Origin of the sequence: Bacteroides graminisolvens DSM 19988 = JCM 15093 (assembly GCF_000428125.1) — a bacterium.
GTDB classification, from domain to species: Bacteria; Bacteroidota; Bacteroidia; order Bacteroidales; family Bacteroidaceae; genus Bacteroides; species Bacteroides graminisolvens.
In genome coordinates this window covers 1-18,313 of record NZ_ATZI01000010.1, presented here as the reverse complement: position 1 = coordinate 18,313, position 18,313 = coordinate 1, and the positions used below count along the sequence as shown (strand labels likewise).

Below are 18,313 nucleotides of genomic sequence, written 5' to 3'. Positions count from 1 at the left end.
ACAATCAATAAACATTCGTTATCATGAAAATAAGAGTAGGATTTGGCTTTGACGTTCACCAACTGGTTGCTGGACGGGACCTGTGGCTAGGGGGCATACGCCTGGAACATGAAAAAGGATTGTTGGGCCATTCGGATGCCGACGTGCTGGTTCACGCCATTTGCGATGCTTTATTAGGGGCGGCAAATATGCGCGATATCGGTTATCATTTCCCTGATACAGCCGGAGAATACAAGGACGTTGACAGCAAATTACTTCTTGCCCAAACCATTGAAATTATTGCCACTAAAGGATATAAGGTAGGCAATATTGATGCCACGATCTGTGCTGAGCGTCCCAAGCTTAAAGCACATATTCCGGCTATGCAGGAAACGTTGGCTCGTGTCATGGGTATTGATACGGATGATGTTTCGATCAAAGCCACTACAACTGAAAAACTAGGATTCACCGGCCGTGAAGAAGGTATTTCGGCTTATGTCACAGTACTTATTACGGATTGATAATTGGCTTTTTCTCTTTCAAAGATAAAGTATCTAGGTTTTGTTGTACTCGCTAGGGGTTATTCCAAATTGTTTCTTGAAGCTTTTGGAGAAATGTGAAAGTGTGCTGAATCCTGTAAGATCAGCAATTTCAGAAACCGTATATTTCCCTTCTACTAATAGCTCAGCTGCACGGTTTAATTTATAAGTTTTAAAGAAGAAACTCGGATTCTCACCGGTAAGTCCTTTAACCTTATAATAAAATTTGGTTCGTGAAATCTTGAGCATTTCCGTCATTCGAGCAACATCCAGTTCCGGATTCGACAATTCGTTTTCCATTAATTGATAAAGGTTGGTCATAAAAGACTTATCTTGAGGAGAAAGAATGTTATCATCAAGTTTGTCTGTTTGTGTAGCTCTACCTAGTAAGTTGCGTACTTTTTCTCGATTTCTGAGCAAAGAACTGATCAGAGCCAACAAGTAACTGGGGTCAAACGGTTTGGTTACGTATGCATCGGCTCCTGTATTTAGACCTTCTACCTGGTTCTGTACCGTAGCTTTTGCGGTGACCAGAATTACCGGAATGTGGCAAAGTTGCAAGTCTTCTTTGATCTCCCTGCAAAATTCATATCCATTTTTGCCTGGCATTACTACATCACTTAAAATTAAATCGGGTGCATCCTCTTTCAATGCCTGCAGTGCGCTGTTGGCATCAAATCGGTAGATAATCTTGTAATAAGGAGATAATAGCGTTTTTAAATAATGAACCACTTCCGTGTCGTCATCAATGACTAATATGCTATTTTGTTTTTCAGTATTTTCGCTATCTTCATTCTTCATATAAACAGTTTTTTCCTGAATCAACGGAAAAGCATCCGTTTGAGATTTTTGTCTCTTGCTTCGTTCGTTTTCTTCATAAGAAATGTCATTGATAGGAAGTATAAAAGTGAATACGACTCCTTGTCCATTATCAGATTTTCCGGCTTTTATATATCCGTGATGGATTTGAGTGAGGCTACGGGCATAGTATAAACCAATGCCGGTTCCCCAATTGTATATACCTTCATTCTGATTAGTCATTTGGTAGTACCGTTCAAATATTTTATCTAGTTTGTTGTCAGGTATTGTTTGACCGGTGTTGCTTACCGAGATTTGAATGAATTGCACATCCTTATCTTTTTCTGTTAGTGCAAAACAAAGACCGGCTTCTTCTCTGTTTACGAGATCCAAATGCACTTCAATGCATCCTCCTATAGGAGTAAACTTGAGTGCATTCGACATTAAGTTACCAAATATTTTATCCATTTTATCTTCATCCACCCATGCTAATAAAGAATCCTCCAGTCCGAATGTGTTCAGAGTGATACCTTTTTCTTTTGCGTTTGTTCGGTATACGTCAACTAATTGTTGCAAGAAAGAGATAATGTCAATTTTGCTAACTTTCAGTTTGATCGTATCATTTTCCAGTTTGTGGAAATCCATCAGTTGATTTACGAGTCTGAGCATGCGTTCTACGCTGCGTTGTACGATGAAGAGTAATGCTTTGTTATCGCCTGAAATCTCGGGATTATTACACAGTTGGGTAACAGGACCGGCTATCATTGTCAGCGGAGTACGAAATTCGTGAGAAACATTAGCAAAGAAACTCATATTCATCTTATTGACGCGTCGTTCTTGCTCTTTTTCCAGTTCCGCTTTTTGTGCGAGTTTTTTTTCAGAGCGAATGCGTAAATAAATGCTAATAAATGAACCGATGATGCCTGCAGCAATTATAAAGTAGATGGAATATGCCCACCAAGTTGCCCATGGGGCCGGTTTCACCGTTACTTGAATAGCATCTTCGGCTTCAATAATACTCTTATCGTTGTTTGTGATTTTAACCTTGAAAGAATATTTCCCTGATGGCAGATTAGCATAATAGGCTTCGTGATTATTTCCGGCGTCAATCCAGTCTTTGTCAAAGTTTTCTAGCATGTAATGGTAGTGCACACGCCCATGCTCGCAATAATCGGGTGCTGCAAATGAAATGCTGAAACTGTTTTGATAGTGTTTTAGCTGTATGTTTGGTTTATAAGATAAATGTTTGTCGATACATTCTCCTTTAGCAGGACGTATTAGGCGGTTATCAATTTTAAGGTCTTGAAACAAAATCGGAATGTTTCGTTTAACGGGAATATCTGCCGGATTGAAGAATGTAAGTCCGTGAGTTCCCCCAAATAATAAGGTTCCGTCCGGTAAAGGGCACGACGAACGGTCATAGAACTGATTGCCGCCAATTCCATCAGCAGCATAATAATTTGAGAATTTATCAGCTATTCTGTCATATTTACTCAACCCATATTGAGTGCTTACCCATAAAAGGCCTTGTTTGTCTTCCTCAATGCCCGAGATATCTAGACATGCAGTGCCCGGCACCGGTCTTATTTTACCTGTTTGAGGAGAATAACATAACAAGCCGTTACTTACAGTTCCTATCCATATTTCACCCTGCGTGTCTTCATAAATGGCTGTTGGAATAAATACGGATCGACGGATGCTTGTTTTCATATCTTGAGGGGATACAGCCAGCTCTTTTATCTGCAAACTTTTTGAATCAATTAATTTCATCGGCTGATTGAATGCTGCTATTAGTACACTTCCGCTTTTTAACGGAAGTAAACTGGGAATAAAAGTAAACCGCGTATCATACATTTTAATAGGACGAAATTCAGTATCACCTTGTTTCAATGCATAAAGATACACGCTGGCCGTTCCTATCCACATGGTTCCGTAATGGTCTTGTGTAATTGACATGGGATAAAAAACGTTATATTGAGCCTTTATTTTTAGACTTCCATTGATATAGCTACATTTTAAAACGGTGTTATTAGTTGCGGTCATCCAAATATCGTTTGCGTTATCTACAAAAATCTGATTTACATAAATAGCTCTTTGTTTTTCCTGAGGAAATAGTTTTTCAATAGTTATATTCTCCATTTTTTGATTCTGAATGTCATATACATATAATCCGTTCATTAGTGTGGAGATCCATATATTGTGATTCTTTTCAGCCGCTATAGAGACAACTGATTTATTTTCTAAAGCAGAGCGTAGGTAGTTGTTGTTGTTAAAGCGCTCTTTATAGTGATAAGAGACACTAATTCCTTGGTCGAGCGAACCAAACCAAAGGTTCTTTTGTGAATCCGTAAAAATCTTACTAATTTTAAAATGAGGAACCTCAAATGGGAATCCGTCCTCTTCCTGATGTGTTACCGTATTATCAATGAAATTATAATAAAACATTCCGTGCTTGGAGGTATTTATCAGTAAGCTATTATCGCCATACGGGTGTATGTATTCTATATTTGCATTTGAAAGTAACGGATGCTGCTTAATCGCCTGAGGCAGTTCCTTGAATTGATGAGTCTGTGTGTCAAAGATTGCAATTGTATGATTACCTGTAAGCCACAACTCCTTTTTATTGTGCATAAAAGAATAAGAAGGAGTCCCTTTTAATGAAATAGAATCTTTTAATACCAAGGTTGATGAATCATAACACACCAATGCACGGGGACTTACAACCCATAGTTTATCATTATCATCTACATAACACCTAACGTTAAAAGTGTGGTTTGGATCCAGATTGGGAATTACACAATCAATGCTTTTTGTTAGCGGATTATAAGCATAAAGTTGTAATACAGCGTTGAAAAACATTCGCCCTTCTTTGTTCTCGATCAGTTGAACCATGTTTTTATTGCTGGCGTTTATCGGAATATGCACAAAATTATCTTGGTCGGTATATTGGCATACACCGTTTACCGTAGCTATCCATAATTGTTTTTTTGAGTCGAGCAAGATGTCTTGAATCTGATTGTCTGGTAATCCGAGTGAGTCATCTGCGCAAAAATACTGGTGATACTCATTTGCATTGAATTTGTTCAGCCCCCGAAATGTTCCTATCCATATATGGCCTTGCGCATCTTCGGCAATGGATTTTATCTGTTGATTTGAAAGGTCACTTGCAATAACCAAACTCTGTAGTTCGGATTCTTGTTCTTTGCTCTTATCAACAGCGTGACAAGATACCAATATATATAATAACAGAATGAACCAAGGTGCTTTCATGCCAAAAGAGTATAAAGTGTTTTTCTTGTTTTCGGTGCTAAAATAAAAAGAAAAATTGTCTTTTATACTATCATTAAAGGCGATTTGAACTTATAGACAAACATTTGAACATACAGAACAGCCTCTTTGAACCAATAGACAAATCTTTCGGATAAATGAAGAAATGCTTCAACTAAAAGAAGACTAATATTGTAGCCGAGTTAATTATAAAACTAATACGTTTATGAAAAACCTATTTTTATCAGTTGTACTGATTGTTTCTTTTTGTGTATTCCTGCACGCTGCAGCGGCTGCTCCCGAAAAGAAAATTCCTCAGTCGGGAGAAATTATAGCTTCTTCAGACAGAGCCGTAGCGCAGACCGAATTCGGTCAAGTGGCCGGATATGTAAAAGACGGCGTGTATATATACAAGGGAATTCCTTATGCTAAAGCCGAACGTTTTATGCCGCCCACTGCTCCCGACAAATGGGAGGGAATTCGTAGTTCGCGTGCCTATGGTCCTACCTGTCCACAAGGAAAACGCACGGGTTGGTATAGTGACGAACATGCATTTGCTTTTCATTGGGACGACGGTTTTCCTGACGAAAATTGTTTGAGAGTGAACATTTGGACTTGCGGTGTGAATGACGGTTGCAAACGGCCGGTAATGGTCTGGTTACACGGTGGTGGATATTCGGCCGGTTCGGGGCAAGAGTTACCTTCTTATGATGGAACGAATTTAGCTCAAAAAGGTGATGTAGTTGTTGTTACACTGAATCATCGTTTGAATGTACTGGGTTTTCTAGATCTTTCTTCTTTTGGAGATAAGTATGCACAATCCGGCAATGCCGGTTTGCTTGATATCGTAGCAGCACTTCAATGGATTCATAAAAATATCGCAGCTTTTGGAGGAGATGCATCTAATGTTACAATCTTTGGCCAATCGGGTGGGGGAGGAAAGGTTTCTACACTTTTGGCAACCCCATCGGCAAAGGGTTTGTTTCATAAGGCCATTGTGCAAAGCGGCTCCATGTTGCGTACAATGGAGTCTCAATATTCTCGTCGCATAGCTCAAATCACAGTTGAAGAGTTGGGCTTAACCGCTTCTCAAGTTGACGAGCTGAAAAAGATTCCTTATGAGCGACTGCTTGCAGCGGGAGAAAAAGCAATTGTGAAAGCCCGTGCTGAGGCCGATAAAGACGGAGTGTCTTCCTTTATATTTGGCTGGGCACCAACTGTAGATGGCCATGTTTTGCCTGCCCAACCTTTTGAGCCCTCTTCCCTTGAACTATCAAAAGATATACCCTTAATTATAGGAACGACTTTGCATGAATTCACAATGAGTACGTATGTACCGGCTTTTCGTTCGGCCACAAAAGAAATGGCTGTCGATTTCTTACGAAATAAATATGGCAACCGTACGGATGAATTTTTAAAGGCTTTTGAGAAAGCTTATCCCGTTTATCAACCTAAAGATTTGGTTGATGTTGATTTTACTTTTCGTCCGGGTGCCATAGAACAGGCCAAACTAAAATCCCTTCAAAAAGGAGCCCCTGTGTACATGTATTTGTTTGCTTGGGAGTCTCCGGTTTTAGATGGAATGTTACGCAGTACACATTGCATGGAAATTCCTTTTGTTTTTAACAACGTAACACGTCACGCCAATATGACCGGCGGCGGAACAGCTGCTTGCCAACTGGGTGAAAAGATGAGCGATGCATGGCTAAACTTTGCTAAAACGGGAAATCCAAATGCGAAAGGCCTGCCCCAATGGAATCCTTATACGGTAGATCAGGGTGCTACCATGTTGTTTAAAGATAATTCAGAGATAAAATGCAATCACGATAAAGAACTGATAGAACTGGTGAGAACCTTTCCAACTCGCGGTTTTTAAGCAAAAGCACAATTTATATTATACCTTAAGTTATACTTATTAATCTAGTAAAAAGAATGAAAAAAGTTATGAAGCACAATTCATTGAGAAGACTAACATCTTTAGTCCTTTTCACCATTCTGACTATGCATTTCGCATTGGCACAGAATCTGGTTAAGATTTCCGGAAAAGTAGTTGACGAGCTTAATGAGCCGATCATTGGCGTAAGCGTATTCGAAAAAGGCACCTCAAATGGTACCATCACCGATCTTGACGGTAGCTATGTATTATCCGTTAAAGAAGGAACCGTTATTGTTTATTCATATATTGGCTACGTTACTCAGGAGAAAAAAGCAGTAACGCCTGTAATGAATATTAGCTTGAAAGAAGATTCCAAAACGTTGGAAGAAGTAGTGGTAGTAGGTTATGGCGTTCAAAAGAAAAGCTCAGTAACCGGTGCTATCTCCCAAGTGAAAGCAGAAGACATGCAGAATCGTACCATCAGTAACGCTCCGGCAGCTTTGCAGGGAAAAACAGCAGGTGTTCAAGTTATTCAAACCTCAGCTGCACCGGGAGCATCACCTACGGTTCGTGTGCGCGGTTATTCATCTAACGTTTCTTCTGACCCTTTATATGTAGTCGATGGTATTCGTTTGTCTGATATCAGTGGTTTAGATCCTAATGACATCGCTTCGATGGAAGTATTGAAGGATGCGGCATCTGCTGCTATTTATGGTGCCGAAGCAGGAAATGGCGTCATATTGATTACTACAAAGAAAGGAAAAGCCGGCCAGGGAAAGATTACTTATGATTTTCAATGGTCCACGCAGTCTTTAGCGCGTGTTCCTAAAATGCTGAACGCTGAGCAGTACATCGATTATATGGTTGAATCGAACACGTTCACGGAAAGCTATTTGCTCAATAATTGGGATGGAGTGACTAATACGTCTTGGACAGATGTAGCATTTGAGAACAGTCAGATGCAGAAACACAATGTTTCGTTTACCAATGGCGGTGACAAAGGAAACTATTATCTCTCTCTTACTTACCTTGATAATGACGGTATTGTAAAAGGCGATGCGGATGTTTATAAGCGACTAACTGCCACCATTAATTCCGAATACGACATTAAATCGTGGCTGAAAGTGGGAACAACCAACCAAATAGAAAAATACAACGTACGTAATGTATCCACCAACAACGAATATGGTAGCTTATTGACTTCTATCCTTCAGCTCGATCCGCTTACCCCGGATACATATACGTATGAAGACCTTCCTTCACACATGTTGAACGCTCTCAACAGCGGTAAGCATTTGTTGCAAGATGAAAACGGCAACTACTATGCTGTGTCCAAGTTTTATTCGGGTGAACAATATCACCCCATGATTATGCGCGACAATAATATATCTAAAAACAGTGGCTTCAATGTGACCGGATCGGTTTATGCCGATTTCAAACCGTTTAAAGGTCTTACTTTTACTTCCCGTCTGGGTTACCGCTTGTCAGGTACCCGTAGTTCTACTACTTCTCTTCCTTTTTACGGCAATTCCGTGCAAAGCAGGGATTATGTGAGTCAGAGTTCTACATCTTCTACCAGCATTTATTATCAGTGGGAAAATTTTGCCAACTACATGAAAAGTTTTGGCCAGCATACGGTAACCGGTATGGTAGGTCTGTCTTATCAGGAATCGACTTATGATTACGTTACGGGCGGACTCTCTGCCAATGAAGAAGATGCTTTGCAGAAAAATGATCCGTTGTTTTATTATTTGAATTATGCCTCGGCATCAGCGATTAAAAGTGTTGAAGGGGAAAAAACGCGTAAAGCTAAGCTGTCATATTTTGCCCGTGCAGGTTATGAATTTGCAGGCAGGTATATGCTTCAGGCTTCTCTTCGTGCAGATGCTGCTGACCTTTCACAACTTCCTTCAACTAACAGATGGGGATACTTCCCTGCTGCTTCTGTAGGATGGACCATGTCTGAAGAACCATTCTTTACTCCCTTGAAAAGTTATGTGAACAACCTGAAAGTTCGTCTCAGTTGGGGGCAAAATGGTAGTTTGGCTGCGTTAAGCGGGTATCCCTACAGTACGGATATGGCGTCCGGCTCCATATATCCTTTTGTATTAGGCAATACGTATGTGAGAGGAGCTGCACCTTCAACCATGGGAAATGATGACTTAAAATGGGAAACCTCAGAACAAATAAACATAGGTTTTGATGCCCGCTTTCTGAAAGACCGGTTGACATTCAGCTTGGACTACTTTGATAAAAAGACCAAAGACTTATTGGTTTCCGGAACTACTCCTTCTTTAATTATTGGTGGTACAACTTCTCCTATGAATGCTGGAGATGTAAGTAATAAAGGATGGGAATTAGAGTTGGGATGGAGAGATCGGATCGGCGATTTTAGTTACGGAATTCGTGGTAACTTAGCCACTCTGAAAAATAAAGTGACCTACATAGATCCTTCTATCACCCGCCTCTCGGGAGTTAATTTCCATACGAGTACCATCACTTATTTTGAAGAAGGCTATCCGGTGTATTACTTCAGAGGATATAAGTTCAAAGGAGTTGACCCCGAAACGGGTAATCCTACATTCTATGACCTGGACGAAAGTGGTGACTTGAATGATGGTGATTTGGATTATATAGGCGATGCGATTCCTGATTTTACCTATGGTATTACCTTAACTGCTGCATGGAAAGGCTTTGATCTTACCATTTTCGGAACCGGTTCACAGGGAAATGACATTTTCAATTGTATTAACCGACCGGATTATGCAGCCTCTAACAAACTAAAAGAAGTATTCTATGATAACAGATGGACGGCAGATAATAAGACCGGAACTGTACCTCGTGCCGGTGCCGAAAATATGGATAAATACCAAATATCGGATGCCTTAGTGTACGACGGTTCATTCTTTAAAATCAAGCAAATTCAATTAGGCTATACATTCCCTAAAAATTGGATGAAGAAAGCTTTCATGAACAATTTCCGCATTTATGCTTCTCTCGATGACTTCTTCACTTTTACCAAATATCCTGGATTTGATCCTGAAGCGGCAGCCAACTCTACTTCAGGTATGGGTATTGACAAAGGCTCTTATCCAAGTTCCAAAAAGGTCGTATTGGGCTTTAATATTGAATTTTAATTAATATAAAAAGATACAGATAATGAAAACAAAATATATTTCCCTGTTGGTAGCAGGTTTCTTGTCGCTATTTAATACGGCATGTGAAGATCGCTTGGATATAGCGAAACACGGTAATTTGGGAGGTCAGGACGAGTTTTATAAAACAGATGAAGATGCTTCTCAGGCTCTGGCTTCGTTGTATACCAGTTGGGGTAGCAACTATTATAATTGGTTTTATACGAAAAATCTGTTAGCCGATGATGTTTGGTGCGGAGGCGGATCACGTGGTGATAATTCAAGTATGGAACAGCTTAACGAATATACTTTTGATACGGATCATGGAATGGTTCAAAGCCTGTATTCGGGTATGTACGGCGTTATTTACAAAGCCAATCTTATCATTGATTTACTGGATTCAGATACCGATGCAAAGAAACGAGCTATCGCAGAAGCCCGATTTTTCAGAGCATGGTCACATTTTGAATTGGTAACACTCTATGGAACAGCTCCTATCGTTGACCATTTGCTCCAACCTAGTGAATACCGTTTGGCTAATAGTAGCCCCGAAGATACCTGGACTTTTATTGAAAAAGATTTAAATGATGCCATCAATTCCGGAGCATTGCCTTCAAAAGCCAATGTGAATGATAGTGAGACGGGCATTCGCGTTACCAAAGAAGTTGCGCAAGCTATGCTCGGTAAGGCTTATCTCTTCCAAGGCAAATATAGTGAGGCGGTTGCTATACTCGATAAAGTAATCGAATCGGGAAAATATGCACTTTACAGTGGCGAATACGATATGTTACTCCATGTTGCAGCCAATGGATGCAGCGAATCAATGCTGGAGGTGCAGAAACGAAATGATACAGAACAGGCCTGGAATCAGATGACAATGACTTTTATTATGCAAGGTTGGCGTACCGATAAACTGACAATGAGCGCACCTGCTTCCACTTACATTGCAACAGGAACTTATGGATTTATGAATCCCCGCGCATCTTTGTATAATGCCTTTGTTGAGGAAGAAGGCACGGATGGTTATCGCTTGAAAGGAACGATGCGTACGTCTCAACAGATGAAGGAGATTGGCGTATCTGTGCAGTCGGGTGCTTACATGGTGGGACACGAAGGCTACTTTATGTGGAAGAATCGTGCGTTAAAAGAAGATTGCATATACGATGCCTCTTATTTTCAGGCGTTGCAATACATCAATCTGCGTGTGATGCGTTATGCGGAGGTACTCTTGCTGGCAGCAGAAGCACATGTTATGGGCGGCAGTATGGATAAAGCTTTGAAATATATTAATGAAGTGCGTACTCGTGCCCGTTTGCAGGGTTTGTCTTCTGTAACATTGGATGATGTGAAGAAAGAAAAACGTTTGGAACTTTGTCTGGAAAGCGTTCGTTATCAGGATCTTGTTCGCTGGGGAGATGCTGAAACCATAATGAAAGATCAGGGAAAAGAGATTCCGACTTTCTCTAACTCAGGCGTTGAATTCCAGTTTAAAAACTCAACGTATGGTTTCAAGACTAAACATAAATTATTACCCATTCCGCGTAAAGAGATTGAGCTGAATCCCAATATGGTTCAGAATGAAAATTGGTAATTCTATTGTATATTATATTAATAAATTAAAGTTGTATGAAAAGATCTTTTGGCTTAGCATTTGCCTTGTTTGTGTGTACTTTTACTTTTGCACAACAAGCTCTCTGGGGAGGAACATCCATTGTTTCACCCGAAATTCATGAAAATAATACGGTTACCTTTCGATTAAAAGCGCCTAAGGCCGTCAAAGTTCAAGTTACGGGTGATTTCTTGCCTACGCAAAAAATAAAGACTCCCTTTGGTGATTTCGACGGGCCCGGAGCAGCCGACCTGATTGAAAAGGATGGCACATGGGAATATACTACCCCACAACCGTTGAAACCTGAACTATATAGTTATACTTTCTTGGTAGACGGCTTAAAAATGAATGATCCGAATAATGTGTATATGATTCGTGACGTAGTGAGTGTGACCAACGTTTTTATCATTGGTGGCGGACGGGCCGATTTGTATAAAGTGAACAAAGTTCCTCACGGTACGGTAAGCAGGGTATGGTATAACAGTCCCACGTTGGGAATGGATCGCCGTCTCACGGTTTACACTCCTGCCGGTTATGAAACAAGTGGAAAGAATTACCCCGTTTTTTATCTGTTGCACGGCATGGGTGGAGATGAAGAAGCCTGGATTGCATTGGGACGTACCGCTCAGATTCTCGATAATTTAATTGCCCAAGGTAAAGCAAAACCAATGATTGTGGTAATGACGAACGGAAACGCTTCTCAGGAAGCGGCTCCCGGGGAATCTTCTTTAGGGTTTGTTTCCCCCAATATGCAATTACCCAAGACCATGGAAGGCTCTTTTGAAATGGCTTTCCCCGATGTTGTGAAGTTTATAGACAAGAACTATCGTACCATTAAAAGAAAACAGGCACGTGCCATTGCAGGTTTGTCAATGGGAGGCTTTCACTCCATGCACATATCCAAGCAATTTCCCGATATGTTTAACTACGTAGGTCTTTTTTCTGCTGCCATTATGCCCGATAATAATGTGAAGTCTCCTGTGTACGCAGATCTTGAGGGTAAACTTAAGGCTCAATTTGCTCAAAACCCCGCTCTCTATTGGATTGCTATCGGAAAGACTGACTTCTTATACAAAGCCAATGAAGATTTTCGTAAGTTGATGGACGATAAAGGCTATAAATACATGTACTATGAGACAGATGAAGGACATATTTGGAAAAATTGGCGGATTTATCTGACCGAATTCTCTCCTTTATTGTTTAAATAAAGAGTATACCATGAAAAAACAGTATCTACCAGTCTGCCTGCTATCATTGATGATTGTTTCTTGTGCTCCTCGCGAGCCAAAACTCGGTAAATCATCATTGAAAGATGTAATAGCGGCCATGACTTTAGAGGAAAAAGCGCATTTAGTGATAGGAACCGGCATGGCCGGTTTCACGGGCGATAGTGCCGTAATCGGTGAGACAAAAGCCTTGGTTCCGGGAGCAGCAGGGACTACATATCCCATTGAACGTCTCGGTATTCCGGCAGTCGTTTTGGCCGACGGTCCGGCCGGATTGCGTATTAATCCCAAACGTGAGGGAGATTCTGCAACCTACTATTGCACACATTTTCCCATCGGAACGCTGCTGGCTTCAACTTGGAATCAGGAGTTGGTTGAAAGCGTAGGCAAAGCTATCGGAAATGAAGTGTTAGAATATGGAGCGGACGTGCTGTTGGCACCTGCTCTGAACACGCATCGAAACCCGCTTTGTGGTCGAAACTTTGAGTATTATTCAGAAGATCCTGTTGTAAGTGGCAAAATTGCAGCCGCCTACGTGAATGGAGTGCAGAGTAATGGAGTGGGAACTTCTATCAAGCATTTTGCTGTTAATAATCAGGAAACAAATCGCATGGCAAATGATGCCCGCGTTTCTCCTCGTGCATTAAGAGAAATCTATTTGAAAGGGTTCGAAATAGCAGTCAAAGAATCACAACCGTGGACGGTTATGTCTTCCTATAATTACTTAAATGGAACTTATACGTCTGAAAGCAAAGAACTGCTCAGCACTCTTTTGCGTGACGAATGGGGCTTCAAGGGAATGGTTATGACCGACTGGTTTGGCGGCAAGGATGCTGTGGCACAGATGATTGCGGGAAATGACATGCTACAACCGGGGCAAGACAAGCAATATGAGGCTATTGTGAAAGGTGTGAAAGAAGGCAAACTAGATGAAGCTGTTTTAAACAGAAATGTGAAGCGCATTCTTGAGATGATTTTACGTACTCCCCGATTTAAAGGATACGAATTTTCAAATAAACCCGATTTGAAAGCCCATGCAGCCATAACCCGCCAGTCGGCTACAGAAGGAATGGTTTTACTCAAGAATGAGAAAGAAGCTTTGCCTTTCACTTCTCAGGTAAAGAACATTGCCCTGTTTGGTTGTACTTCGTATGATTTTATTGCCGGCGGAACAGGCTCCGGTAACGTGAATCGTGCCTATACTGTTTCTTTATTAGATGGGCTTACCCGTGCAGGCTATCAGGTAAATGAAAATTTGAAGAGTCAGTACGAACAGCACATCATTTCTGAAAATAAGAGGAATGAACCAAAAGAAAAAAATCAGATGAGTGCTTTCCTTCCTAAACCTCGTCCCACTGAAATGGTTCCTTCAAAAGCTTTGTTGAAAGAAATGGCGGTCGGATCAGATGTAGCCCTGATTACAATAGGACGCACTTCCGGTGAATTCTTGGATCGCACCGTGGCGGACTTTAATTTAACAAAAGAAGAATTCTCTTTGATACAAAGCATAACCAACGAGTTTCACTCAGCTGGGAAAAAGGTTGTCGTGGTGCTCAACATTGGCGGAGTTATTGAAACTTCTACCTGGAAAAATCTGCCGGATGCCATTTTATGCGCCTGGCAGGCAGGTCAGGAAGGTGGTAACAGCGTGGTCGATGTGCTGAGCGGCAAGGTTTCTCCAAGTGGTAAATTAACCATGACTTTCCCCGTAAAGTTTGAAGATGCTGCGTCATCCAAAAACTTCCCCACAGAAGGTGCCATGGGAGATATGGACTTTATGAGCCCTAAAAAGAAAACCAATAAACCATTGTGGGACTATACCAATTACGAAGAAGACATCTATGTGGGTTACCGTTATTTTGATACTTTTGGAAAGCAGGTGTCGTATCCGTTTGGTTACGGACTTTCGTATACCTCTTTTTCTTATGAAAATCCACGTATCAAAGAAGATAAAGACAAATATGTTATTACTGTTACAGTTAAAAACACAGGAAAGTATTCGGGGAAAGAAGTTGTTCAACTGTATGCTTCAGCTCCCGACCGCGTGCATGCCAATAAACCCGAGAAAGAATTGAAGGCTTTTATGAAAACCAAGAATCTGAAACCGGGTGAATCTGCTACGGTGGTTTTAACTGTCGGCACTTCAGAATTGGCCTCTTTCGATGAGCAATCATCGTCCTGGATAGTAACTCCCGGGGTGTATCAATTTCAAATAGCCTCTTCATCTCGTGACATCAAGATGGTACTTGACGCAAATGTTGCTTCAACTTCGGCAAAGGCAACTGATATTTTAAAGCTTAAAGAACCGATTGATCTCTTGAAGAGATAATTATTTATTTTAAAATACATCTTGTTATATTTTGCAGATATAGCAAGATGTATTTATCTTTATATCCGAATAAATTAAAGTGAATACTATGAACAAGAAGTTGTTATTATTTCTGGCCTTGTCTGGTACCTTATGTACGGCAATGGCGCAAAAATCTGCTAAACCAGCTATCCCCAGAGACGAGAAGATAGAGCAGCAGGTGGAAGCGCTGCTTGGCAAAATGAGTCTTGATGAGAAAGTGGGACAGATGTGCGAGCTTTCTATTGACGTGATCAGCAAGCGGGTCAACCCTTTCGGCAACATCAACCCCGCTGAGTTTACCGTAAAAGATTTACGTAAAATCCTCCAAAAATATAAGCTTGAAAAAGAATACGACCTTTCAAAAGGCATGCCTTCGCAGGAAGTAATCATGCAAATATACATGCGCATTCAGGATATTGAAGGGAAAAAAGGCTTCCAGATTGACGAGGCCAAGCTGGATAGTGCCATTACGAAATATAAAGTAGGCTCAATTTTGAATGTGCCCGGGGGAGTGGCACAAAGCACCGCCAAATGGCAAGAAATCATTAAGCGTATTCAGGACAAATCCATGAAAGAGATAGGTATTCCTTGTATTTACGGGGTTGACCAAATACATGGAACAACTTATACGGCAGGCGGAACCTTCTTTCCACAAGGTATTAACATGGGAGCAGCGTTCAACCGTCAGCTTACTCGTGAAGGTTCTCGCATATCGGCCTATGAAACAAAGTCAGGTAGTATTCCGTGGACTTACGCACCGGTGGTTGACTTGGGGCGCGACCCTCGTTGGGCTCGCCAGTGGGAGAACTACGGTGAAGATGCCTACCTGAATGCCGAAATGGGACGCGAGTCTGTTCTTGGTTTCCAAGGTGAAAACCCTAACCAGATTGGTTCTAATCATGTGGCTGCTTGTCTGAAACATTACATGGGATACGGCGTGCCGGTGAGCGGTAAAGACCGTACTCCTTCGTCCATTACAGTGCAGGATATGCGCGAGAAGCATTTTGCTCCATTTCTTGAAGCGGTAAAAGCGGGTGCCCTTTCGGTTATGGTAAACTCTGCCATGAACAACGGGCTGCCTTTCCATGCCAACTATGAACTACTTACTAAATGGCTGAAAGAAGACCTGAACTGGGATGGAATGATTGTGACCGACTGGGCGGATATTAATAACCTATACAGTCGCGACCACATTGCAGCCAACAAAAAAGAGGCGATAAAACTTGCTATCAATGCAGGTATCGATATGTCGATGGACCCGTACGACTGGCATTTTTGCACACTTTTAAAAGAGCTTGTTCAGGAAGGTGAAGTTCCCACGAGTCGCATTGATGACGCCGTGCGCCGAGTTCTGCGTCTGAAGTATCGGCTGGGATTGTTTGATAAACCCTACTATGACTTAAAAGATTATCCACTTTTCGGCAGCAAAGAGCATGCTGCAGCTGCCTTACAAGCAGCGGAAGAATCGTTAGTGCTTTTGAAGAATACCAATAACTTGCTTCCTTTGAGTAAGGGTAAGAAAATCTTATTGACGGGTCCCAACGCAAACTCCATGCGTACCCTTAACGGAGGTTGGTCATACACTTGGCAAGGTAGCAATGCTGAGGCCTTGTCCGACAGTTACAACACTATTTTAGAAGCCTTTACAAATAAATTTGGTCAAGAGAATGTTGTTTACGAGCCGGGAGTTACTTATAATGACAAAGGCAACTGGTGGGAAGAAAACCAGCCCGAAATAGAGAAGGCCGTAGCCGCTGCTGCCGGTGTGGATTATATTGTTGCTTGTATTGGTGAAAATTCATACTGCGAAACGCCGGGTAACCTTACTAATTTATTCCTTACTGAGAATCAGCGAAATCTGGTTAAGGCTCTAGCGAAGACAGGTAAACCCGTTGTGTTGATTCTGAACGAAGGTCGCCCCCGCTTGATTGCCGATATCGAACCCCTTTCGGGCGCAGTGGTAAACATCATGTTGCCGGGAAATTATGGCGGTGACGCATTGGCTAATCTGGTTGCTGGTGATGCCAACTTTAGCGGGAAATTGCCTTATACATATCCTAAAGAGATCAATTCATTGGTTACCTATGATTACAAACCCAGCGAACATATAGGGAAACAAATGGAGGGTGCCTACAACTATGATGCAGTGGTTAACGTGCAGTGGGCGTTTGGATACGGATTGAGTTACACTACGTTTGCATACAGTAACTTCCGCGTTGACAAGTCTCAGTTTACTGCCGATGACGTGCTTACTTTTACGGTTGATGTAAAGAACACAGGCAGCAAGTTGGGAAAAGAAAGTGTTTTATTATTCAGCAGTGACCTGGTGGCTTCACTGACTCCCGACAATAGACGTTTGCGCGCTTTCGAGAAAGTAGAGTTACAACCCGGTGAAACGAAAACCGTTACGCTCAAGGTGAAGGCTTCTGACCTTGCTTTCGTGGGGTACGATGGCAAATGGGTATTGGAAAAAGGAGATTTCCGTGTTCAAGCCGGTAACCAGTTGGTTAATATTACTTGTTCAGAAACCAAGAAATGGGAGACTCCTAACAGATAACGGATTGTTATAGTATTTATAGAGACAACCTCTCAAGCCCGACATGTATGGTGGTGTGGTTTGAGAGGTTGTCTTATTTCATATAAGACATAAAGTATATGTAGATATGCCTATAGGCATCTGAAAGATTTTCTAGCAACTAAATACAATGTGACGAATATTCCATTCGGAAAAGTGGATATTATATTTATCGAAGCCTATTTTCTCTATTTAAAACTTGAACTAAGAATGACTCCAAAAACAGTCAAATACAATTTGATTCCCTTGCGAACCTATATTACAAAGGCAAAACATAAGGGACTTATTCGACAAGACTCATTCTTTGATTATGTTTCTGAAAAAATAATGCCTAAACGTCCATAGCTCACGACGGATGAGGTTGAACGCTTAATGCAGGTACACTGCAAACATGCTACATGGACTTTTATTTGGGATATGTTTATTTTCTGTGCATTTACAGGTGTTAATTGTATCGATTTACGGTATCGTGAACACTCTAATTTTCAACGGTAGGAAGATGGAATTTTGTGGATTGTGCTACATAGGTATTCATATTGATGGCATTGATTAACATATCTCTCGACCAACCTTTTTGCAAGCACTCTTGGGCATAGAATTTCACAGCATCATTGCTATCTATCTTGTTTATTAATAGCAGATTGTGTCCCCAAGGTAATGAGGGTGTGTCAAAACAGGCACATCCTCTTTTTTTTATGCGCAAAGCCCAGACTTTCGCAAGCCCGGGCTTTGTTATTTCCTAAAATCTTTGTAACTTTAGGCATAAGTTTTTCGTTATGGCAAAGTTACATTTTCGTCCTTACACTCCCAACCAAACAGTTCTTTTTCCGCAAAGAATCGATGAAGATATTGCTGATAATGCTCCTGTTCGCATAGTCAATGCGATTGTCGATAGTCTTAACCTTGATAATTTCAAGAAACTATACAAGGAAACGGGTCGCTGCCCTTATCATCCCAAAA

10 protein-coding genes and 1 pseudogene are annotated in these 18,313 nt (G+C 41.2%); 9 read left to right on the top strand and 2 right to left on the bottom strand.

The genetic code is table 11. The annotated features are described in order from the left end of the window. The first annotated feature begins 23 nt into the window (after positions 1 to 23). Positions 24 to 500 carry a 2-C-methyl-D-erythritol 2,4-cyclodiphosphate synthase gene (gene ispF / locus C511_RS0108790; protein ID WP_024997149.1) on the top strand — a complete coding sequence of 159 codons (477 nt, stop codon included), beginning with the start codon at positions 24 to 26 and terminating at the stop codon, positions 498 to 500. A 33-nt stretch (positions 501 to 533) separates the two neighbouring features. Here the strand turns inward: ispF and C511_RS0108785 are convergent, their stop codons facing one another. Beyond that, the gene (locus tag C511_RS0108785) at positions 534 to 4,586 is read right to left on the bottom strand and encodes a two-component regulator propeller domain-containing protein (protein ID WP_027318069.1); all 4,053 of its coding nucleotides are present in this window, start codon (positions 4,584 to 4,586) and stop codon (positions 534 to 536) included. 223 nt (positions 4,587 to 4,809) lie between these two features. On the opposite strand from C511_RS0108785, the gene C511_RS0108780 reads away from it, so the two are divergent. The 7 genes from C511_RS0108780 (at position 4,810) to C511_RS18560 (ending at position 17,698) form a co-directional block, all read left to right on the top strand. Next, a complete protein-coding gene (locus C511_RS0108780) occupies positions 4,810 to 6,459 on the top strand; it encodes a carboxylesterase/lipase family protein (protein WP_024997151.1) in 1,650 nt (549 codons plus the stop codon). 56 nt (positions 6,460 to 6,515) lie between these two features. Next, entirely contained in the window at positions 6,516 to 9,596 is a 3,081-nt protein-coding gene (locus C511_RS0108775) for a SusC/RagA family TonB-linked outer membrane protein (RefSeq protein WP_024997152.1), read from the top strand. A 22-nt stretch (positions 9,597 to 9,618) separates the two neighbouring features. Then, entirely contained in the window at positions 9,619 to 11,184 is a 1,566-nt protein-coding gene (locus C511_RS0108770; protein WP_024997153.1) for a RagB/SusD family nutrient uptake outer membrane protein, read from the top strand. 35 nt (positions 11,185 to 11,219) lie between these two features. After that, positions 11,220 to 12,410 (top strand): esterase, encoded by a 1,191-nt coding sequence (locus C511_RS0108765; RefSeq protein ID WP_024997154.1) that lies wholly within the window; start codon positions 11,220 to 11,222, stop codon positions 12,408 to 12,410. Between the two features lie 10 nt (positions 12,411 to 12,420). Then, entirely contained in the window at positions 12,421 to 14,757 is a 2,337-nt protein-coding gene (locus tag C511_RS0108760; protein WP_027318067.1) for a beta-glucosidase, read from the top strand. A gap of 88 nt (positions 14,758 to 14,845) precedes the next feature. Beyond that, a complete protein-coding gene (locus C511_RS0108755) occupies positions 14,846 to 17,335 on the top strand; it encodes a glycoside hydrolase family 3 N-terminal domain-containing protein (protein WP_027318066.1) in 2,490 nt (829 codons plus the stop codon). A gap of 96 nt (positions 17,336 to 17,431) precedes the next feature. Next, complete coding sequence (locus C511_RS18560; protein ID WP_158332563.1) at positions 17,432 to 17,698, top strand: phage integrase SAM-like domain-containing protein; 267 nt, start codon at positions 17,432 to 17,434, stop codon at positions 17,696 to 17,698. A gap of 133 nt (positions 17,699 to 17,831) precedes the next feature. On the opposite strand, the gene C511_RS18425 is transcribed toward C511_RS18560, so the two are convergent. After that, positions 17,832 to 18,056 (bottom strand): DUF1016 N-terminal domain-containing protein, encoded by a 225-nt coding sequence (locus C511_RS18425; protein ID WP_262482331.1) that lies wholly within the window; start codon positions 18,054 to 18,056, stop codon positions 17,832 to 17,834. Positions 18,057 to 18,129: 73 nt separating this feature from the next. Here C511_RS18425 and C511_RS0108750 point away from each other — a divergent pair. After that, positions 18,130 to 18,313: pseudogene (locus C511_RS0108750) on the top strand (IS5/IS1182 family transposase); the annotation flags it as partial.